Origin of the sequence: Streptomyces sp. NPDC056527 (assembly GCF_042794475.1) — a bacterium.
In the GTDB taxonomy this organism is placed as follows: Bacteria; Actinomycetota; Actinomycetes; order Streptomycetales; family Streptomycetaceae; genus Streptomyces.
The window spans coordinates 30,766-50,962 of the sequence record NZ_JBHTTQ010000036.1; the positions used below are offsets into that span (position 1 = coordinate 30,766).

16 protein-coding genes are annotated in these 20,197 nt (G+C 72.3%); 8 read left to right on the forward strand and 8 right to left on the reverse strand.

Annotated features, from left to right (window positions below; all coding sequences use genetic code 11):
* Positions 1-29: 29 nt before the first annotated feature.
* From ACFQ7Q_RS19050 to ACFQ7Q_RS19060, 3 genes are all read right to left on the reverse strand, one after another.
* Positions 30-1,352, reverse strand: a complete 1,323-nt coding sequence (locus ACFQ7Q_RS19050; RefSeq protein ID WP_383556357.1) for a glycosyltransferase family 87 protein — start codon at positions 1,350-1,352, stop codon at positions 30-32.
* Between the two features lie 44 nt (positions 1,353-1,396).
* Positions 1,397-2,152 (reverse strand): ABC transporter ATP-binding protein, encoded by a 756-nt coding sequence (locus ACFQ7Q_RS19055; RefSeq protein WP_383556432.1) that lies wholly within the window; start codon positions 2,150-2,152, stop codon positions 1,397-1,399.
* A gap of 82 nt (positions 2,153-2,234) precedes the next feature.
* The gene (locus tag ACFQ7Q_RS19060; RefSeq protein ID WP_383556359.1) at positions 2,235-3,173 is read right to left on the reverse strand and encodes an ABC transporter permease; all 939 of its coding nucleotides are present in this window, start codon (positions 3,171-3,173) and stop codon (positions 2,235-2,237) included.
* Positions 3,174-3,288: 115 nt separating this feature from the next.
* Between ACFQ7Q_RS19060 and ACFQ7Q_RS19065 the strand changes: the two genes are divergently transcribed.
* Positions 3,289-3,894: a TetR/AcrR family transcriptional regulator gene (locus ACFQ7Q_RS19065; protein ID WP_383556361.1), complete on the forward strand. Its 606-nt coding sequence runs from the start codon at positions 3,289-3,291 to the stop codon at positions 3,892-3,894.
* A 220-nt stretch (positions 3,895-4,114) separates the two neighbouring features.
* Here ACFQ7Q_RS19065 and ACFQ7Q_RS19070 read toward each other — a convergent pair whose 3' ends face one another.
* The 4 genes from ACFQ7Q_RS19070 to ACFQ7Q_RS19085 all read right to left on the reverse strand — a co-directional run bounded on the left by ACFQ7Q_RS19070 (position 4,115) and on the right by ACFQ7Q_RS19085 (position 11,551).
* Positions 4,115-4,918: a carbohydrate ABC transporter permease gene (locus ACFQ7Q_RS19070; RefSeq protein ID WP_383556435.1), complete on the reverse strand. Its 804-nt coding sequence runs from the start codon at positions 4,916-4,918 to the stop codon at positions 4,115-4,117.
* Positions 4,919-5,070: 152 nt separating this feature from the next.
* Positions 5,071-6,372 carry a carbohydrate ABC transporter permease gene (locus ACFQ7Q_RS19075; protein ID WP_383556364.1) on the reverse strand — a complete coding sequence of 434 codons (1,302 nt, stop codon included), beginning with the start codon at positions 6,370-6,372 and terminating at the stop codon, positions 5,071-5,073.
* A 4-nt stretch (positions 6,373-6,376) separates the two neighbouring features.
* Complete coding sequence (locus ACFQ7Q_RS19080) at positions 6,377-7,747, reverse strand: ABC transporter substrate-binding protein (protein WP_383556366.1); 1,371 nt, start codon at positions 7,745-7,747, stop codon at positions 6,377-6,379.
* Between the two features lie 123 nt (positions 7,748-7,870).
* A complete protein-coding gene (locus ACFQ7Q_RS19085) occupies positions 7,871-11,551 on the reverse strand; it encodes an FHA domain-containing protein (RefSeq protein WP_383556368.1) in 3,681 nt (1,226 codons plus the stop codon).
* A gap of 441 nt (positions 11,552-11,992) precedes the next feature.
* Here ACFQ7Q_RS19085 and ACFQ7Q_RS19090 point away from each other — a divergent pair, with 441 nt between their 5' ends.
* From ACFQ7Q_RS19090 to ACFQ7Q_RS19110, 5 genes are all read left to right on the forward strand, one after another.
* Positions 11,993-13,678 (forward strand): serine/threonine-protein kinase, encoded by a 1,686-nt coding sequence (locus ACFQ7Q_RS19090; protein WP_383556371.1) that lies wholly within the window; start codon positions 11,993-11,995, stop codon positions 13,676-13,678.
* Positions 13,679-13,785: 107 nt separating this feature from the next.
* Positions 13,786-15,045 (forward strand): serine/threonine-protein kinase, encoded by a 1,260-nt coding sequence (locus tag ACFQ7Q_RS19095; RefSeq protein ID WP_383556373.1) that lies wholly within the window; start codon positions 13,786-13,788, stop codon positions 15,043-15,045.
* Positions 15,046-15,153: 108 nt separating this feature from the next.
* A complete protein-coding gene (gene prfB / locus ACFQ7Q_RS19100; RefSeq protein ID WP_383556376.1) occupies positions 15,154-16,260 on the forward strand; it encodes a peptide chain release factor 2 in 1,107 nt (368 codons plus the stop codon).
* Positions 16,261-16,309: 49 nt separating this feature from the next.
* Positions 16,310-16,711, forward strand: a complete 402-nt coding sequence (locus ACFQ7Q_RS19105) for a GNAT family N-acetyltransferase (protein ID WP_383556379.1) — start codon at positions 16,310-16,312, stop codon at positions 16,709-16,711.
* 402 nt (positions 16,712-17,113) lie between these two features.
* On the forward strand, positions 17,114-18,022 hold the full coding sequence (locus ACFQ7Q_RS19110; RefSeq protein ID WP_383556382.1) for a hypothetical protein: 909 nt from the start codon (positions 17,114-17,116) through the stop codon (positions 18,020-18,022).
* Positions 18,023-18,124: 102 nt separating this feature from the next.
* Here ACFQ7Q_RS19110 and ACFQ7Q_RS19115 read toward each other — a convergent pair whose 3' ends face one another.
* A complete protein-coding gene (locus tag ACFQ7Q_RS19115; protein WP_383556384.1) occupies positions 18,125-18,310 on the reverse strand; it encodes a hypothetical protein in 186 nt (61 codons plus the stop codon).
* A 258-nt stretch (positions 18,311-18,568) separates the two neighbouring features.
* Here ACFQ7Q_RS19115 and ftsE point away from each other — a divergent pair, with 258 nt between their 5' ends.
* Positions 18,569-19,258 carry a cell division ATP-binding protein FtsE gene (gene ftsE, locus ACFQ7Q_RS19120; RefSeq protein ID WP_260229593.1) on the forward strand — a complete coding sequence of 230 codons (690 nt, stop codon included), beginning with the start codon at positions 18,569-18,571 and terminating at the stop codon, positions 19,256-19,258.
* Between the two features lie 21 nt (positions 19,259-19,279).
* Complete coding sequence (gene ftsX, locus ACFQ7Q_RS19125) at positions 19,280-20,197, forward strand: permease-like cell division protein FtsX (RefSeq protein WP_383556387.1); 918 nt, start codon at positions 19,280-19,282, stop codon at positions 20,195-20,197.

Below are 20,197 nucleotides of genomic sequence, written 5' to 3' on the forward strand. Positions count from 1 at the left end.
GCCGTTCTCCGTACCGGCGGGGCCCCTCGTCATGTCGCGACGGTGACGGTCGAGGTCCACAGGCGCCGCGCCGCCAGCAGGGCCGCCGCGAGCAGCAGCCCGTTGCGGACCGCCAGGACGGCCACACCCGGCCAGGAGCCGGCCAGCACGTCCTCGTAGAGGACCGGGTACGCGAGGGAGCTCAGCGCGGCCGCCGGCAGGAGCAGCAGCGCCACCGGTCGCATCACGGTCCGTCGCGAGGTCAGACAGACGGCGCTCAGACCGAGCAGCCAGATCATGTACTGCGGGCTGATCACCCGGCTGGTGACGGTGAAGAGCAGGACCGCGGCGAGCGCCGCGTCGAGCGGGGTCGCCTCGTTCCAGCCGCGGGCGCAGAGCCGCCACAGCAGCAGCCAGACGAAGGCGAGGACCGTCAGCAGCAGTGCGAGCCGCCCCACGCTTGAGACGTACGGGCCGACGTACTCGAAGGCGCCGTAGCGGTACTGGACGGTGCCCGGCCACGCGCCGGCCGACCTGGCCAGCGCGATCGCGGTGCCGCCCAGCGACTCGATCTGGACGCCACGGTTGCCCTGCGGACGAAGGAAGCCGAGCGAGTTCGAGAAGAGGAGGGCCAGAGTGGCGAGGAGGGCCGCGGCGGTGGTGGCGGCGGCGATCCAGGCGTCGCGGGTGGTGCGGCCCCGGGGTGTGCCGATCAGGGTGAGCACCGGCCACACCTTCACCAGCGTGCCGAGCGCGGCGAGCGCCCCGCCGAGCCGGTGCGCGGCGGCCGGGCGGGACTTCAGCGCGAGCAGGGCGAGGACGGCGAGGGCGGTGACCTGGACGTCGTACCGGGCCAGCGGGATGTGCAGCAGCAGCGGGAGTCCGCCGACCCAGATCCAGGCGCCGTGCGTGACCCGGTCGCTGTCGGCCCGGGCGAGGGCCAGGGTGATCGCGGCGTCGGCGAGCAGGGTGAGGGCGACGAAGGCCTGGAAGTACGTGAGCCAGGGCAGCGCCCCCGGGGACATGATCACCAGGCCCGCGCCGGGCGGGTACTGCCAGGTGATGTCGTTCACCGGGAACGTGCCGTGGGCGAACTCCCGGTACCAGTGCTGGTAGAGGACGTGCACCTCGCGGCCGACACCGCCGATGCCCAGGGTGTCGCGCAGCAGGAGCAGCGCCATGCCGGCGCGGGTGACGACCCAGACGACGGCGAGGGCGAGGGCGGTGCCCCGGCCGACGTTGACGAACGTGGCCGAGGTGAAGGTGTCCGAGTCGAAGGGGGAGCCGGTGAGGCCGGGCGGCGTGGCGGCACAGGTGTGCGTGTCGCCCGGTCCGGGCCCCGGCTCGGGAGTGTGGTTGCGATCCGTCGTCATCGAACCGCACTCTATTGGGGTTTGGGTGGTTTGCCCGTGTTTTGTCAGCCCTTCTTGGTGAACGCCTCGTACGCCGCAACGACCTCCTCGGCCGGTCCGTCCATCCGCAGGGTGCCCGCCTCCAGCCACAGCGCCCGGTCGCACGTCTCGGTGATGGTGGAGTTGGAGTGGGAGACGAGGAAGACGGTGCCGGCCTCGGCGCGCAGCTCGTCGATGCGCTGCTGGCTGCGCCGGCGGAACTTCGCGTCGCCGGTGGAGAGCGCCTCGTCGATGAGCAGCACGTCGTGGCTCTTCGCCGCCGCGATGGAGAAGCGGAGGCGGGCGCCCATGCCGGAGGAGTACGTCCGCATCGGCAGCGAGATGAAGTCGCCCTTCTCGTTGATCCCGGAGAAGTCCACGATGTCGTCGTAGCGGGCGTCGACCTCCGCGCGGGTCATGCCCATCGCGAGTCCGCCGAGGATCACGTTGCGCTCGCCGGTCAGATCGTTCATCAGGGCCGCGTTGACGCCGAGGAGCGAGGGCTGGCCACGGGTGTAGATCCTGCCCTCGTTGACGGGCAGCAGACCGGCCACCGCCTTCAGGAGCGTGGATTTGCCCGATCCGTTCGAACCGATCAGGCCAATCGCCTCGCCCCGGTACGCGACGAAGCTGACGCCCTTGACCGCGTGCACCTTGCGGGCGCCGGGGGTGGCGCGCTTGGAGAAGATCCGGCTGAGCGCGGCGGTCGCGCTGCCCTTGCCGGTACGGGCACCGTTGACGGTGTACGTGATGTGGACGCCGTCGGCGACGACGGTGGGGATGCGCTCGGGGTCCTGGACCGGGGCCTGAGCGGGGGTGGGGGCCGGTGTCGGTGCCGGTGCGGGGGTCTGTGTCAGGGTCTGCTCAGCCACGGCCGTAGGTCTCCTCTGCCTTCCAGAAGTAGATGAATCCGCCGGCGAAGGCGACCAGCGCCCATCCGGCGGCGAGCGCCCAGACGTGCGGCGGCAGCTGGTCGGCGGTGTAGCTCTCGATGAGCGCGAAGCGCATCAGGTCGATGTAGACGGCCGCCGGATTGCCCTGGAGGACCGCGATCGCCGCGTCCGGAAGCCGGCCGCTCGCCGCCAGATGCTGGATGGACCACATGGCGCCGGAGACGTACATCCATGTCCGCAGCAGGAACGGCATCAGCTGGGCGATGTCAGGGGTGCGGGCGGCCAGGCGGGCCATGGCGAGCGCGACCCCGGAGTTGAACAGCGCCTGGAACAGCAGCGCGGGGACGGCCAGGAACCAGCTCCAGCGGGGGAACTCGCCGAAGCAGAACAGGATCGCCACCAGCACGCCGAGCGAGAGCAGCAGCTGCTGGAGCTGCTGGAGCGCGAGGGCGAGCGGGAGGCTCGCGCGGGGGAAGTGCAGGGCGCGGACGAGGCCGAGGTTCCCGCTGATCGCCCGGGTGCCGGTCATGATCGACTGCGAGGTGAAGGTCCAGACGAAGATGCCCGTGATCAGGAACGGGACGTAGTCCGGGATGTCCTTCTGGATGTTCATCAGCACGCCGAAGATCAGGTAGTACACCGCCGCGTTGAGCAGCGGGGTCACCACCTGCCAGACCTGGCCGAGCTTCGCCTGGCTGTACTGCGCGGTGAGCCGGGCGGTCGCGAACGCCCCGATGAAGTCGCGTCGCGACCAGAGCTGTCGGACGTACGCGGGGAGGGTGGGGCGGGCGCCGCTGACGGACAGGCCGTGGCGCCGGGCGAGGGCGCGCAGGTCCTGCGGGGCGTGGGGGGTGGGTTTCGTGAGCGTCCCGGTGGTCACGAGCTCGCTTTCGGCGCGGGTGCAGGGCATCGCTGGCGATGGAACGGGTCCGTATCGTCGCTACGGGGAGAGTAGGACGCTCCGGCGTCGCAACGCAACCGTCTCGTCGTGACGTGGCCGTTCGCCGTTGGTTAGGATCCCGTTCATGACGACACCCTCCGGATCCCCTCGCCGCGCCCCCGCGGGAGCCGCCGTTCTCCGCGAGGACGTCACGGAGGCCATTCGCATGGCCGTCTTCGAGGAGCTGGCCGCCGTCGGGTTCGCCCGTATGTCCATCGAGGGCATCGCGCGCCGCGCGGGCGTCGGCAAGACCGCCGTCTACCGCCGCTGGAAGTCCAAGCTCTCGCTCGTCCTCGACCTCGTCGGCGTCTTCGCCGCACAGGGGTTGCCGGCGCCGTCGACCGGCTCCCTCATCGGCGACGTCCGCGCGCTCCTCGAAGTCGCCTCGCACGCCCTGCGCCACCCGGTGGCCTCGCAGGTCATCCCCGACCTGCTGGTGGAGGCGGCCCGGCAGCCGGAGATCGCCCAGGCGATCAAGGCGGCCCTGCTCGACAGCCAGCAGGGAGTCGTCGCGCAGATCGTGCGCGAGGCCGTGGCGCGCGGCGAACTGCCCGAGGGCGCGGACCCCGACCGGGCCCTCGACGTGGTCGTGGGACCGCTCTACTGGCGGCTCGCGGTGGTCCGCGGCGAACTGCCGAAGGGGTACCTGGACGACCTCGCCCGCTCGGCGGTGGCGGCGCTCAAGGCGTGAGGGCGCGCGGCGCTCACGGTGTGAGGGGCGCAAGGCTCACGGTGTGACGGCGTAAGGCGCTCGTAGCGCTCGCGGCGCTCGATGCGCGAGGGTGCGCGGCGCTCGCGGTGTGCGGCTCTCGTGGTGCTCGGGCGTGGGGAATGCGGCGCGCGTGGCGGTGTGGGACGTCACGGGTACGAAGGCGGGGGCGGGCCCTCGTACCCATGACGTCCGGTCCGGACTACTTCACCGCGCCCGCCATCACACCCGAGACGAACTGCCGCTGGAAGGCGAAGAACACCGCCAGCGGAATCACCATCGACACGAACGCGCCCGGCGCCAGCACGTCGATGTTGTTCCCGAACTGCCGGACCTGCTGCTGCAGAGCCACCGTGATCGGCGGGGACTCGGAGTCCGCGAAGATCAGCGCGACCAGCATGTCGTTCCAGACCCACAGGAACTGGAAGATGCCGAGCGAGGCGATCGCCGGGCCTCCCAGCGGCATGACGACCCGGGTGAAGAGCCGGATCTCGCCCGCCCCGTCGAGCCGTGCCGCCTCCAGCAGCTCCCTGGGGATCTCCGCGAAGAAGTTCCGCAGCAGGAAGATCGCGAAGGGCAGTCCGAAGGCCGTGTGGAAGAGGACGACCCCGAGCGTCGTCTCGAAGATGCCGACCGTGCCGAAGAGCTTCGACACGGGTACCAGAGCCACCTGTACCGGCACCACCAGAAGCCCCACGACCACCAGGAACCACCAGTCGCGGCCTGGGAAATCCAGCCAGGCGAAGGCATACCCGGCGAGCGAGCCGATGACGACGACCAGGACGGTGGCCGGGACGGTGATCAGGACCGTGGAGACGAGCGAGCCCGTGATCGTGTCGTTGGCGAGGAGCGCCGAGTAGTTCTCGACCGTCAGCTGGGCGGGCGAGGCGAAGACCTCCCACCAGCCGCTCTCGCTGATGTCGGAGGGAGAGCGGAGCGAGGACAGCAGCAGTCCGACCGCGGGCATCAGCCAGAACAGCCCGACGAGGACGAGGAAGATCCGCATCCCCCCGCCGGCGGCGCGGGCCGCGAGCCGTGCGGCCGGACCCCTCCGCGCGGCCGGACCTCCCCCAGCGGCCGGACCCGTCCGTGCGGCCGACCCCGTCCGTGCGGCCGGAACCTTCTGCGCGGCAGGACTCTTCCGTGCGGCGGGGCTGCTCATCGGCGGGCCTCCCTTCGCATCCGGCGGATGTTGAACGCCATCACCGGGATCACCAGAAGCAGCAGCAGGACGGCGATGGCCGAGCCGATCCCGAGGTCGGCGTCGGTACCGAAGGACGAGCGGTACAGCTGGAGCGCCAGCACGTTCGCGTCGTCCTGCGCCGAACCCGGCGCGATGATGAAGACCAGGTCGAAGACCTTCAGCACGTTGATCATCAGGGTGACCAGGACGACGGCGAGGACCGGAGCCAGGAGCGGGACCGTGATCCGGCGGAACACCTGCCATTCGTTCGCACCGTCGACCCGGGCCGCCTCCAGGAGTTCACGGGGCACGCTCGCCAGACCGGCCGCGATCAGCACCATCGCGAAGCCGGCCCACATCCACACGTAGCTGCCGATGACGGCGGGTGTGACGAGCGAGGGGCCCAGCCACTCCACCCCGTTGTACTGCTCGCGGAAGTTGCTCGCGGGCAGCCGCAGCAGCGATCCGTCGGCGGCGGCCGGGAGGCTGAACGTGCCGTCGGCGGCCACCGTCGTGGACGCGACGACCTTCCCGTCCTTCACCGCCTCCACGCGCAGCCCCTTCAGGCCGAGCTCCTTCGTGTCGACGACGTTCGGCTTCCCGCCGCCGCCCCGGGTGAAGTCGAGCCAGGCGGTCCCGGCGATCCGGCCGTCCTGCCGGGACGGTTCGAGCGCCGGACGGGCGTCCTTCGGCATCTGGGCCGGCGCCACGCCGATCAGCGGAAGCCGCGCGATCTCTCCCGTACGGACCGGGCTCTTGGTGACGTACGCGCCGCCGCCGGCCGCTTCGAGCGGATGGACGGGCAGCGGGCGCGCCCGTGGGAAGACGGAGGACTCGGCGAAGGTGTCGTGGACGCCGACCCAGACGGCGTTCGCGACCCCTCGGTCCGGATCCTGCTCGTAGACGAGCCGGAAGATGATCCCCGCGGCCAGCATCGAGATCGCCATCGGCATGAAGACGATCAGCTTGAACGCCGTACCCCAGCGGACCCGTTCGGTCAGCACCGCGAAGATCAGTCCGAGCGCGGTGGCCACGGTCGGGGCGAGGACCACCCAGATCGCGTTGTTCTTGACGGCGGTGAGGATCGTGTCGTCCGTGAAGAGCTCGACGTAGTTGTCGAGTCCGGCGAAGGAGTCACCGGACGAGTCGAAGAAGGAGCGGTAGACGGAGTACCCGATCGGGTAGACCACGAGCGCACCGAGCAGGACCAGCGCGGGGAGGAGGAACCCCACCGCGACGGACCTGCGCGTTCCGGTGACCTTCGAGGCGGACGCCACGGCGTCAGCTCTTGTACGCCTTGGCCGCGTCGGCCTCCAGCCTCGCCTGCGTCCCCGCGATGTCCTTCGGGTTCTTCAGGAAGTCCTGGAGCGCCTTCCACTCGCCCTTGCCGGGGGTGCCGCCGAAGGACTGCGGCATCTGGTCCGACATGTCGAAGCGGAAGTCGTCGCCGGCCTCCAGCATCGCCTTGGCGATCTCACGCTGGACGTCGTTCGGGTACGCGGTCAGGTTCAGGTTCTTGTTGGGCGAGAGGAAGCCGCCGGCGCCCGCCCAGATCGTGGCCGCGTCCGGGGAGGCGAGGAAGGTCAGCAGCGCCTGGGCGCCCTTCGTGTCCTTCAGCGCCACCGCCGCGTCCCCGCCGGTGACCACCGGGGAGGTCGCGCCCACCGCGGGGAACGGGAAGACCTTCGCGTCCGTACCGATCTTCGCGCTCGTCTGCGCGATGTTGACGGCGGCGAAGTCGCCCTCGAAGACCATCGCGCCCTTGGGCTGGTCCCCGCCCGTGAAGGTCTGGGTGACCGAGACGGGGAACTCCGTCTGCAGCGCGCCGTCCGCGCCGCCCGCGATCAGGTTCGGCTTGCCGAACAGCTCGGCGAGGGTCGTGAGCGCCTGCGCGACGGACGGGTCCGTCCACTTGATCTCGTGCTTGGCCAGCTGGTCGTACTTGGCCGGGCCCGCCTGGGAGAGGTAGATGTTCTCGAACCAGTCGGTCAGGGTCCAGCCGTCCGCGCCGCCGACCGAGACCGGGGTGACGCCGGAGGCCGAGATGGTCTCGGCGGTGGAGAGGAACTCCTTCCAGGTCTTGGGCTCGGTGGCGCCCGCGTTCTCGAAGGCGGCATTGTTGTACCAGATCAGGGACTTGTTGGCGGCCTTGAAATACACGCCGTACTGCTTGCCGTCGACGGCGCCGAGGTCCCGCCAGCCCTGCGAGTAGTTCTTGGCGAGCTGCGCCTCGGTCTCGGGGCCGACCGGCTTGAGCCACTTCTGGGCGGCGGCCTGCTGGATCGCGCCGACCTGAGGCAGCATGGCCACGTCGGGCGGGGAACCGCCGGCGATCTTCGTACCGAGGAAGTTCACGATCGGGTCCTGCGCGGGCACGAAGGTGACGGCCGCGCCGGTGCGCTTCTCGAACTCCTTCAGGACCTTGGTGAAGTTCTCCTGCTCGGGGCCGGTCCAGACGGCCGCGACCTCGATCTTCTCGCCCTTGAGGGAGGGCAGGGTCACGGAGCTTCCGGAAGGCGCCGGCCGGCCGGGCTCCTCCTTGCCGCCGCTGTCACCGTCGCCGCCGCAGCCGGCGAGGGTCAGGCCGAGGGTGAGTGCGGTGACCGTGGCGACGGTCCTTGCGGCCCTGCGTGTACGAAGAGTTGTGCGCATGAATGCCCCGTCTCTCCTGTGCGCGTGCTCGTCCCGTTCGCTCAGGTCTACGCCGGGGGCTCGGGGCCCGCAATACCGCCTTCCGTGTCAACCGGGGGATCGTGATGGCCTCGTGACGTCTTGTCAGGCGCGCGTCGCGGGCGTGAGGGGTGGTACGGGCGAGGCGTCGACGGAGCGCGCGGCGCGGTCGAGCGCGCTCGCGAGGAGCGCCAGATCCGTGGGGCCGTTGCCCAGCTCACGGACCGGTCGACGGGTGGGCGGGTCGCCCATCCGCTCCCACTCCAGCGGGACGACGGTCGGCCGGAGGGTCGCCGTGCGCGGGATGCGGCCGGTGACCCGCCCGGACTGGAACGGGGTCACTCGGCCATCCGGATGCCCGAGCCGACCCCGGCCGGGCGCGGGATCGTCGGGGCCGGCGGCGACGGGGGCGGGGTCGAGCACGACCCGCAGCCGGGCGCCGTGGGCCAGCTCCGTGTCCGCCGTACGGTCCGGCCGCGCCGAGGTCGCGACCAGATGCACCCCGAGTCGCTCCCCGGACCGCGCCACGGCCTCGAGTGCCCGCACGACGGACCCGGCGGCAGGCCGCCCGGGCGACCCGAGCGCGGGCGCGACGAGCGCGTCGAAGTCGTCGACGAGCACGACGAGGCGGGGGAGCGGGGCGACACCGACGGCCTCGCCCCGCACACGCGGGGCCGCTTCGCCGTACGGGTCGGGCTCCCCGCCGGGCCGGGGAACCCGGGCGGACGCCCGCTCCACGAGGTCGTCGGCGCCGGCGCGGGCGGTGCGGCCGCTGGGCTGGTCGCCGAGGGTGCCGTCGCCGGTGCGGGTGGTGCGGTTGCCGGGGTTGTACGTGAGGTCGTCGGCGCCGGTGCGGGTGGTGCGTCCGCTGGGGCGGGCCTGGAGGTCGTCCGCGCCGGGGTGGGCCGTCCGGCCGCTGGGGCGGTACGTCAGGTCCTCGGCGCCGCTGCCGGCGCCGGGCCGGGGAACCCGTCCGCTCGGGCGGTCGGCGAGGTCGCCGTCGGCGCGGCGCGGCAGCCTGCCGCTCGGGCGATCACCCAGGTCGTCGCCACCGGTGCGCGGTTCGGGCACGCCGGGCCGGTCGCCGCTGCGGGCGGTGCGGCCGCTGGGGCGGTACGTGAGGTCGTCGGCGCCCGTGCGGGTGGTGCGTCCGCTGGGGCGGTCGGCGAGCGTGCCGTCGGCCGTGCGGCCGCTGGGGTGGTACGTCAGGTCGTCCGCGCCCGCGTTCGGGCGGGCGCCCACCGTGCCTTCTCCCGTGCGGAGGGTGCGGCCGCTCGGGGCGTCCTCCACGCGGGCCGTGGCACGGGCGCTCGGGGCCACCGATTCCGCCGCGCTCGGGGCGCGCTGGCCGATCAGGCGGCCCGCCGCCCGGCGGTCGGAGAAGTGACCGTCGCCCAGGATCTCCGCGCGGCGCTTCAGCTCGGCGCCCAGCGCCTGGGCGAACGCCCGCATCCGGACCGGGTCGGAGGCGACCAGGTGCTCGGTGACGTGCGGCAGCTCCGTACACGCCGCCAGGCCCTCCCCACGCTCGCCCCCCGCGCCGTCGACCAGCAGCAGACCCAGCCGGTCGGGTCGCCCGCCGGCCGCCAGCGAGGCGGCGATCGAGCGGAGCAGCTCCGTGCGTCCGCTGCCCGCGGGCCCCTCGATCAGCAGGTGCGGGCCTTCCTCGGTCAGGTCCACCGACACCGGCCCGCGCGGCCCGGCGCCCAGGACGGCCGTCCCCTCCCCGGCGGCGGCCCAGCGGGCCATCAGCGAGGCGGGCGTGGCCCGGGCGAGACCGAGTTCGTCGAGCAGCCGGGCGGACCGGGGCAGCACGGCCGCGGTCGTCCGCCCGGACGCGGCGGGCGCGTCGGTGCGCAGCGGAGCCACCGCCCGCCCGAAGCGCTCGGCCCAGGCGACGGAGACCGCGTCCACCACGCCGACGGTGCCGTGCCCCGCGGCCCGGCCCCCCGCCGTACGCAGCAACCGCAGCGCCGTCGCGACATCGCCGCTCAGCAGCGCCACGGCCCCGCACTCGCGGAAGGCGAGCGAGGCCGCGCAGGCGGTCTCGTACGTCGCGGCGACCGGGGAGACCGGCGAGGCGGCCGGCGCCTCGGCCAGACAGAGCAGATGGATCCCCGCCGCCGCCCCCGCCCCCGCGAGCCGCGCGGTGGTCTCGCGCAGCGCCGCCGAACCGGGGTCGCCGTCCACGATCACGATCGTGGCCGGACCTTCGTAACGGGCCGCGGCCTCGGCGACGGACGCCCGGTCGGCGCTGGGCCAGCCCGGCCCGAGAGGCCCGTCGTCCAGCCTGCGCGTGAGCTCGGACGTACGGGCATGGGCCTGATCCCGGTCGTACGCGAGGAGGAGCCGGCAGTCCTGGCCGTGCGCCGGACGCAGATGCGGGAGCCAGCCGAGCCAGCCCCAGGCGCGACGCCGCTCCTCCAAGGGGCGGTTCCGGTCCGCGCTGATCAGCACGATCTCCAGGTCGGACGGGGAGTGCAGGGCGGCGAGCTGGGCCACCACGGAGCGGGCGAGCCCCGCCAGCCGCTTGCCGGGGCCGGCGAGCCCCAGCGAACCGGCCTCGCGGAGTCCGACGGTGACGGGCACCCCGGACAGCTCGGCCCGGTCGGTCGTGCCGAGCCGGACGACCAGGGACTCCGGATGGTCCGGGCCCCGCTCCCAGAGCCGCGGTCCGGGGCCGAGCGCGGTGAGCAGCACGGCGGCGGGGTCGGGCCAGGTCTCGGCGGCCTGCGGGTGATCGGCGGCCCGGTCCGTACCGGAGCGGGCGCCGTCCTTCGCGCCGGCCTCGGCCCCGGGGACCGGCAGGTCGTCACGGGGGCCGGTGAGCCGTCGGGCCCAGGCCCCGATGCCACGCTTGCCGCGCGGGGGCTGCGCCTGGCGCGGGGTCTGGCGGGTCCTGCTGTGCCCCTCGCCCGAACTCTCACCGTCCGCGGGCTCCTCGGCGCGGGCGTGGGCCGGGGAGGGCGCGGCGGGAGGGGCACCGCCATGGGTCGCGTCCGGGGAGACGGAGGCGTACGGCCAGGCGTCACCCCCCTGCGCGTGCCCGTACGAGCCGCCCTCCTTGCCCGCGCCGGGCGGCCCGGAGCCGCCGAGCGCATCGCGGCTCGCCGTGTCCGACTCCGCGTCCGTCCCGTACGGGTCCACCCGCAGGTGTCCCTCGCCGTCCGGGGTCGTCGGCAGGGAGTCCGTGTCGCAGCCGCCCGGGCCCGCCAGCCGGAGGGCGGACTCGCCGAGGCGCAGGAGAGCCCCGGGCGACAGGCGGACGGGGCGGTCGCCGACGGCCGTGCCGTCCAGCGTCGTGCCGTTCGTGGAGCCGAGGTCGGCGACCGTCACCCGGCCGTCGGCCCCGACGGTCACCGTGCAGTGCACCCGGGAGACGTCCGGGTCGTCGAGCGGGACGTCCGCGTCCAGGGAGCGGCCGATCCTGATCGGGCCGCCGTGCAGCAGGTGCACCCCGCCCGCGTCCGGCCCCGCGACGACGTGGAGCCGGGCCGCGGCGCCCTCGCCGAGGCGGTCGTCCTCGCCGGGGACCTGGAGGGTGATGATCGCGCCGTCGACGAGCGGGGGCTCGCCGAGGGCGCAGCGCCGGGCGTCGAGGCGCTCGCCGCCCGCGTAGAGCACGGTCGTGCCCGAGGTGGAGGTGTCCGGGCCGGAGACGGCCGCGGCCAGACCGGAGGCCACGGCGGCCAGGGCCGTGCCGGCCGGGGCCGTGACGAGCACGTCGCACGCGCGCCCCGCGCCGTGGCCGGCGTGCGGCGCGAGGACGGTCAGCCGGATCTGCATCGCCGTCAGCGGTCCCTTCCGCGTGATGCCCGGCAGGGGAACGCCCTGTGTCTCCCCCCACCCGGCACGGACGCGTCGTCCGGTACAGGTCGGCACGGCGCGGGGGCTCCCGACCCCTCGATGCGACGTGCTGTGTGCATCCTCGCACCTGCCACCGACAACCCGCCCGCGGGTCGCCTCCAAGTGATCTTGAATGGTCGGCTGTGGACGTAAAAGTGCCTGGTTGGGTACGCCTTCCGACGGCCGCGGCAACCGCCGGTGCGACAAACGCGTCTTGTTTTCGGACAAGTCGGCACCCGGAATCAGCCGCCTCGCGTTCGACCGGCGACCCGTTCGGCGGCACTAAAGTGGGTCGGACACCCGGACGGGTCACAACTGATGTCACAACGGATGACAGGGACCCCGGGGCCCCAGGACCACGATCAGCAGGGAGCGCGTGACGTGCGGCCAATCGGCAGCAAGTACCTGCTCGAGGAGCCGCTCGGACGCGGCGCCACGGGCACCGTCTGGCGAGCCCGCCAGCGAGAGGCGGCGGGCGCCGAGGCGGCCGTGCAGGGCCAGCCCGGCGAGACCGTGGCGATCAAGGTCCTCAAGGAGGAGCTGGCCAACGACGCGGACATCGTGATGCGCTTCCTGCGCGAGCGGTCCGTGCTCCTGCGGCTCACCCACCCGAACATCGTGCGCACCCGTGACCTGGTCGTCGAGGGCGATGTCCTCGCCCTGGTCATGGACCTCGTCGAGGGCCCGGACCTGCACCGCTACATCCGGGACAACGGCCCGCTCACCCCGGTCGCCGCCGCCCTGCTGACCGCGCAGATCGCCGACGCGCTCGCCGCGAGCCACGCCGACGGCGTCGTCCACCGCGACCTCAAGCCCGCCAACGTGCTCCTCGCCGAGCAGGGTGGCCAGATGCACCCGATGCTGACGGACTTCGGCATCGCGCGCCTCGCGGACTCCCCGGGCCTGACCCGTACGCACGAATTCGTCGGCACGCCCGCGTACGTCGCGCCGGAGTCCGCCGAAGGCCGCCCCCAGACCTCCGCCGTCGACATCTACGGCGCGGGCATCCTGCTCTACGAGCTGGTCACCGGCCGTCCCCCGTTCGCCGGCGGCTCGGCCCTCGAGGTCCTGCACCGGCACCTCAGCGAGGAGCCGCGCCGTCCCTCGACCGTGCCCGGCCCGCTGTGGACGGTCATAGAGCGCTGCCTCAGCAAGAACCCGGACCACCGGCCCAGCGCCGTGAACCTGGCCCGCGGACTGCGCGCGGTCGCCGCGGGCATCGGCGTGCACTCCACCCCCGCCCAGATCGAGGCGGCCGACGGCGTCGGTGCGCTGCTCGCCCCCGACCCGGCGCCGGCGCCGGTCCCGGAGACCCCGGGCGCGGCCGACCCGACCCAGGTGCTGCCCAGCGGGGCGGGCGACCGCTTCGACCCCGCCGCCGCGACCAGCGTCATGCCGACCAGCGGCCCGGCGGGCGGCGCCGACCCGACCGCGGTCATGCCCCCCGTACCGTCGCAGCCTCCGCAGGGCGGCGAGGACCCGCACCCCTGGCAGAACCAGCTGCGCGCGGCCCGCGACCGCAACGAGCAGACGCAGGTGCAGTACCTGGACCCGAGCCAGGACCCTCTGCGCCGCCGTCCGCAGCGCCAGCCCCAGCCGCCGCAGGATCAGCGGCCGTACGGGCAGCCGCCGCAGGATCAGCGGCCGTACGGGCAGCAGCCGCCGCCGTACCAGCAGCAGCCGCCGCGGCCCCCGCAGCGCCAGCAGTACGCCCCGCAGCCGCAGCAGCAGCAGTACGCGCCGCCGCCCCAGCAGCAGTACGCGCCCCCGCAGCCGCCGCCCCAGTCCCAGCCCCCGGCCCCGCGCGAGCCGCGGGCGCCGCGTCAGCGCAGCTCCAACCCCATGCGGATCCCGGGTCTGGGCTGTCTGAAGGGCTGCCTCTTCACGATCGTGCTCTTCGTCGTCGCGGGCTGGCTCATCTGGGAGCTGACCCCGCTCCAGGACTGGGTGGCCCAGGGCAAGGGCTACTGGGAGGCCATCGGCGACATGATCTCGTCCGTTTCGACGTGGGTCTCCGAGCTCGGCGGCACGGAGAGTGGTACTACTACCGGCGGTACGGGGCAGTAGCACTGCCGATTTATCGACTTCCGAGGGGTGATTTCCCCTCGGAAGTGACGACCAGCGGCTGTGGACGCGTAACTTTGTCGCGACCGCCAGCCGCTGAGGGAGCAGTCTTGGCACGGAATATCGGCAGCCGCTACACGGCCCACCAGATCCTCGGTCGGGGCAGCGCCGGCACGGTGTGGCTCGGCGAGGGCCCCGAGGGCCCCGTCGCCATCAAGCTGCTGCGCGAGGACCTGGCCTCGGACCAGGAGCTCGTCGGACGCTTCGTCCAGGAGCGCACCGCCCTGCTCGGTCTCGACCACCCCCGGGTGGTCGCCGTCCGCGACCTCGTCGTCGACGGCAACGACCTCGCACTCGTGATGGACCTGGTCCGCGGCACCGACCTGCGCACCCGTCTCGACCGGGAGCGCAGGCTCGCCCCCGAGGCGGCCGTCGCGATCATCGCCGACGTCGCCGACGGGCTCGCCGCCGCGCACGCCGCCGGAGTCGTCCACCGCGACGTCAAGCCGGAGAACATCCTGCTCGACATGGAGGGCCCGCTCGGCCCCGGCGGGGCCCACCCGGCGCTCCTCACCGACTTCGGCGTCGCCAAGCTCATCGACACCCCGGGCCGCACCAAGGCCACCCGGATCATCGGCACGCCGGACTACCTGGCCCCCGAGATCGTCGAGGGGCTGCCGCCGCGCGCGGCCGTCGACATCTACGCCCTCGCGACCGTCCTGTACGAGCTCCTGGCCGGCTTCACACCCTTCGGCGGTGGCCACCCGGGCGCCGTACTGCGCCGCCACGTCACCGAGACGGTCGTCCCGCTGCCCGGCATCCCCGAGGAGCTGTGGCAGCTGATCGTCCAGTGCCTGGCCAAGGCCCCGGCCTCGCGGCTGCGCGCCTCGGAGCTGGCCAGCCGGCTCCGGGAGTGCCTGCCCCTGCTCAACGGGCTGCCGCCGCTGGACGTCGACGAGCCGGACGACGCCGAGCAGACGACGGAGGGGTACGAGGACGACTCCTACGCGACCCGGTCCGGCGAGGGCTCCGGATCGGCTTCGGGCGACGGTGCGCCGCGCAGGGCCGCCGTCCCGCTGGTCCCGGGCGCCTCGCCCGACTCCAACCGGGACACCCATACCTCCATGCGCGTCCCCGCCCCCGACGAGCTGGCCGGCGGCCCCCTGGGCACCGCCCGGGCCCCCCGCCCGGCCGGTGCCAGGAGACCCGGTTCGGCCCGCCACAAGGCGGAGGCGGTCCGCAAGCGCCGCATCACCCTCTCGATCGCGGCGGTCGTGCTCCTGGGCGCGGTGGGGGCCGGCGGCTACCTGGCGACCGCCGAGGACTCCGACGCACCGCCGCAGGACTCCAAGACGTCCACGCAGCCCTAGGGCCTCTCGTTCGGATCTCGCCGGGCTCGTGTGCCCGGGGCGACCGCCGCGCGGTGCCTGGACGGCGGGCGGGTCCGGTTGCTTGCCACGAGCCGTTACGCTGGACGCGTGGCAGTCGTCGATGTTTCCGAAGAGCTGAAGTCCCTCTCCTCGACCATGGGGTCGATCGAGGCCGTCCTGGACCTCGAAAAGCTGAGGGCCGACATCGCCGTGCTCGAAGAGCAGGCCGCGGCCCCGTCCCTCTGGGACGACCCGGAGGCGGCGCAGAAGATCACCAGCAGGCTTTCGCACCTCCAGGCCGAGGTCCGCAAGGCCGAGGCCCTGCGCGGCCGGATCGACGACCTCGGGGTGCTCTTCGAGCTCGCCGAGGAGATGGACGACCCGGACACCCGCGCCGAGGCCGAGACGGAGCTCGTCTCCGTCCGCAAGGCGCTGGACGAGATGGAAGTCCGCACGCTGCTCTCCGGCGAGTACGACGAGCGCGAGGCGCTGGTCAACATCCGCGCCGAGGCGGGCGGTGTCGACGCCGCCGACTTCGCCGAGCAGCTCCAGCGCATGTACATGCGCTGGGCCGAGCGCCACGGCTACGGCACGGAGGTCTACGAGACCTCGTACGCGGAAGAGGCCGGCATCAAGTCGACCACCTTCGTGGTCAAGGCGCCGTACGCCTACGGCACGCTCTCGGTCGAGCAGGGCACGCACCGTCTGGTCCGCATCTCGCCCTTCGACAACCAGGGCCGTCGCCAGACCTCGTTCGCGGGTGTCGAGATCCTCCCGGTCGTCGAGCAGTCCGACCACGTCGAGATCGACGAGTCCGAGCTGCGCGTGGACGTCTACCGCGCGTCGGGCCCGGGCGGCCAGGGCGTCAACACGACCGACTCGGCGGTGCGCATCACGCACCTCCCGACCGGCATCGTGGTCTCCTGCCAGAACGAGCGCTCCCAGATCCAGAACAAGGCGAGCGCCATGAACGTCCTCCAGGCCAAGCTCCTCGAGCGCCAGCGCCAGGAGGAGCGCGCCAAGATGGACGCCCTGAAGGGCGACGGCGGCAGCTCCTGGGGCAACCAGATGCGTTCGTACGTCCTCCACCCGTACCAGATGGTCAAGGACCTCCGGACGGACTTCGAGGTCGGCAACCCCCAGTCGGTCCTGGACGGCGAGATCGACGGCTTCCTGGAGGCGGGCATCCGCTGGCGGAAGCAGCAGGAGAAGTAGGCGGGCGGACCGCCGCACGACTTCACGGCGCCGGGCCCCGCACGCGAGTGTGTGGGGCCCGGCGCCGCGTCGTCGCGCGGTCGACCGTCGCCGCCCGACGAGGGGCGACTCGACCGACCTGGTGGCGGTCGACGCCCGTGGACGCGTCGTCGGTTGGGCCTGTCTCGGGCCCTCTCGTGACACCGCAACGGCTCCGGACACGGGCGAGCTCTACGCCCTGTACGTTCAGCCGTCGCTCACCGGGTCCGGCATCGGTCGCGCGCTGCTCGAAGCCGTGCATGCCCACGCCCATGCCGCCGGCTTCGCGCCGGTGCTGTTGTGGGTCCTTGCCGGGAACGGCGGGGCGCGCCGCTTCTACGAGCGGGCCGGTTACGTCGCCGACGGCGCCGTCCAGGCCGATGACTACGACGGAGTGTCCGTGCCCGAAGTCCGTTACCGGCGCGCCCTCTAGGTGCGTGACCGGTCGTCAGTTCGCGCCTGTCGCCCCGTCCTCTACCAGCGCACGCCCCCCTCCTGGATGTGCCGCGAAGCGGCACCGGGCGTTCGCTTGCGCAAGCGGAGCGGGGGTGAGCAGGCCGCTTTGTCGACAAGGGAACTGGCGTGGCGGGGCCCGAAGTTCAGCGTTTACGTCACAGTTGCATCCCCGCATGGCGGGCAACTGGTGATCTTTCGGGCATCGCACGCGCAACGTCCTTGACGCGTATGCGGAAACTCGGGAGGGTGGCCGATGGCATGCGTATCTCTGGGGCGCGTGTGAAACGGGGGCAGGCTCGGCTTTGTGACAGAGCCCTCCGTGCTCGAGGCCCCGAGCGCTGCTCCACTGACGAGATGAGCTACTGGGGGTAGCAGCCAGATGACGAAGAAGACGCGGGTCCGCGTTGCACGTATAGCCGCCGGCACGGTGATCATCGCCGGCGCGTCGCTGACCGCGGCCGGTGCTGCGCAGGCGGTCGGTATCGATGTCGCCGGCCTCAGCGCTTCCGCCGAGGTGAACGACAAGGGCATCGAGGTCGCCGTCGGCGCCAACGACACCGAGGGCAACACCACCGTCGGCACCACCGAGGGCACGACGGAGGGGACCACCGAGGGCACCACCGAAGGGACCACGGAGGGAACCACCGAGGGCACGACGGAGGGGACCACCGAGGGCACCACGGAGGGCACCACCGAAGGGACCACGGAGGGGACCACCGAGGGCACGACGGAGGGGACCACCGAGGGCACGACGGAGGGGACCACCGAGGGCACCACGGAGGGCACCACCGAAGGGACCACGGAGGGAACCACCGAGGGCACGACGGAGGGCACCACCGAGGGCACGACCGAAGGCACCACCGAGGGCAACAACGGCAACGGTGGGAACGGCAACGGCGGCAACGGCAACGGTGGGAACGGCAACGGCGGGAACGGCAACGGCGGCAACGCCAATGGCGGGAACGGCAACGGTGGGAACGGCGGCAACGGTGGCACCACCGGCGGCTCCACCGCGACCGGTGGCTCCACCGACGGCGGTTCCTCCACCACCGGTGGCGGCAACACCTGCACCGTAGACCTCGACGGCGCCGAGTGCGTCGAGAACAACCCCGGCACCAACAACGCCGGCTCGCAGCCCGTCGAGCAGGGCAAGGCCAAGGAGGAGCTGGCCGAGACCGGCGCCGCCGAGACCTCGTTCCTGATCATCGGTGCGGCCACCATGATCGCCGGTGGCATCGGCTTCCGGATGCTGCCGCGTCTGGTCGGCGGCGGGCGTGCCGCCGTCTGAGCGGATCGCCGAAGCAGTGAGGCCGTGAGGCCACCAGCATGACGAAGAGGGCCGGGGGAGTACCCCCGGCCCTCTCTCGTGTCCGGCTCGTATGCGGAAGTGCTAGGCGGTCTGCAGCACCGCGAGCAGCGCCACCATCGCCACGAGGGCGATCACCAGTGTCAGCAGCATCGCCGGGGTCAGGCCCGTCGACGGGTCCAGACGCTCCCGGTTGGCGCGGCAGACGGGGCAGCGGCCCTCTGCGACGGGGGCCGCGCAGTTGGCGCACACCAGTCGGTCGTAGGTCATGCGCTCTCCTCCTCCCGCACAGGGGTCCACGCGGGGTCCACACCCATCACAACGCTCGGCGGTACCCGAGCGTTCCTCCTACCACTGTGCCAGCTCCGCGGCGTTTCGGCGCGCCCCGTCGGATTACACCCGGATCGCATCGCTTCCGCCCCGAAGGGCGAAAAGGATAAAGCACGCAAGCCGGGACCGCGACTGCGCAGGCCATCGCCGGTCGCGTAAGGTCGCGCACACCTACTCCCGGCCGACCGTGGTGCACCCGTGATCCGATTCGACAACGTCTCCAAGTCCTATCCGAAGCAGAACCGCCCCGCGCTCCGGGATGTATCCCTGGAGATCGAGAAGGGGGAGTTCGTCTTCCTCGTCGGTTCCTCCGGCTCCGGAAAGTCGACTTTCCTCCGGCTGATCCTGCGCGAGGAGCGCTGCAGCCACGGCCAGGTGCACGTCCTCGGCAAGGACCTCGCCCGGCTGTCCAACTGGAAGGTGCCCCAGATGCGGCGCCAGCTCGGAACCGTCTTCCAGGACTTCCGGCTGCTGCCCAACAAGACCGTCGCCGAGAACGTCGCCTTCGCCCAGGAGGTCATCGGCAAGCCGCGCGGAGAGATCCGCAAGGCCGTGCCCCAGGTCCTCGACCTCGTCGGCCTCGGCGGCAAGGAGGACCGCATGCCCGGCGAGCTCTCCGGTGGTGAGCAGCAGCGCGTCGCGATCGCCCGCGCCTTCGTGAACCGGCCCATGCTGCTGATCGCCGACGAGCCCACCGGCAACCTCGACCCGCAGACCTCCGTCGGCATCATGAAGCTGCTCGACCGCATCAACAGGACAGGGACCACCGTCGTCATGGCGACCCACGACCAGAACATCGTCGACCAGATGCGCAAGCGCGTCATCGAGCTCGAAAAGGGCCGCCTCGTCCGCGACCAGGCGCGCGGCGTCTACGGATACCAGCACTGAGCAGGTAGGGGATAGAACACCATGCGCGCTCAGTTCGTGCTCTCCGAGATCGGCGTCGGTCTCCGGCGCAATCTCACGATGACCTTCGCCGTCATCGTCTCCGTGGCCCTCTCGCTCGCCCTGTTCGGCGGCGCGCTGCTCATGCGTGAGCAGGTCAGCACGATGAAGGACTACTGGTACGACAAGGTCAACGTCTCCATCTTCCTCTGCAACAAGAACGACGCGGCCACCTCTCCCAAGTGCGCCAAGGGTGCGGTGACCACCGAGCAGAAGGAACAGATCGAAGCCGATCTGGGGAAGATGGACATCGTCGAGACCGTGCACCACGAGTCGACCGACGAGGCCTACAAGCACTACAAGGAGCAGTACAGCGACACCGCCATCGCGTCGGTCATCACGCCCGACCAGATGCAGGAGTCGTTCCGGGTCAAGCTCGACGACCCGGAGAAGTACAAGGTCGTCGCCACCGCCTTCGCGGGGCGCGACGGGGTGGAGTCCATCCAGGACCAGCGCGGCATCCTGCAGAACCTCTTCGACCTGATGAACGGCATGAACGTCGCCGCTCTCGGCGTCATGGCGCTCATGCTGATCATCGCGCTGATGCTGATCGTCAACACGGTGCGCGTCTCCGCCTTCAGCCGACGGCGTGAGACCGGCATCATGCGGCTGGTCGGCGCCTCCAGCTTCTACATCCAGATGCCGTTCATCATGGAGGCGGCCTTCGCCGGCCTCCTCGGCGGCGCGGTCGCCTGCATCATGCTCCTGGTCGGCCGGTACTTCCTGATCGACCACGGCATCGCGCTCGCCGAGAAGATGCAGCTCGTCAACTTCATCGGCTGGGATGCCGTCCTCTCGGTGCTGCCGCTCGTCCTCGTCATCGGTCTCCTGATGCCGTCCCTGGCCGCCTTCGTGGCGCTGCGCAAGTACCTCAAGGTGTGA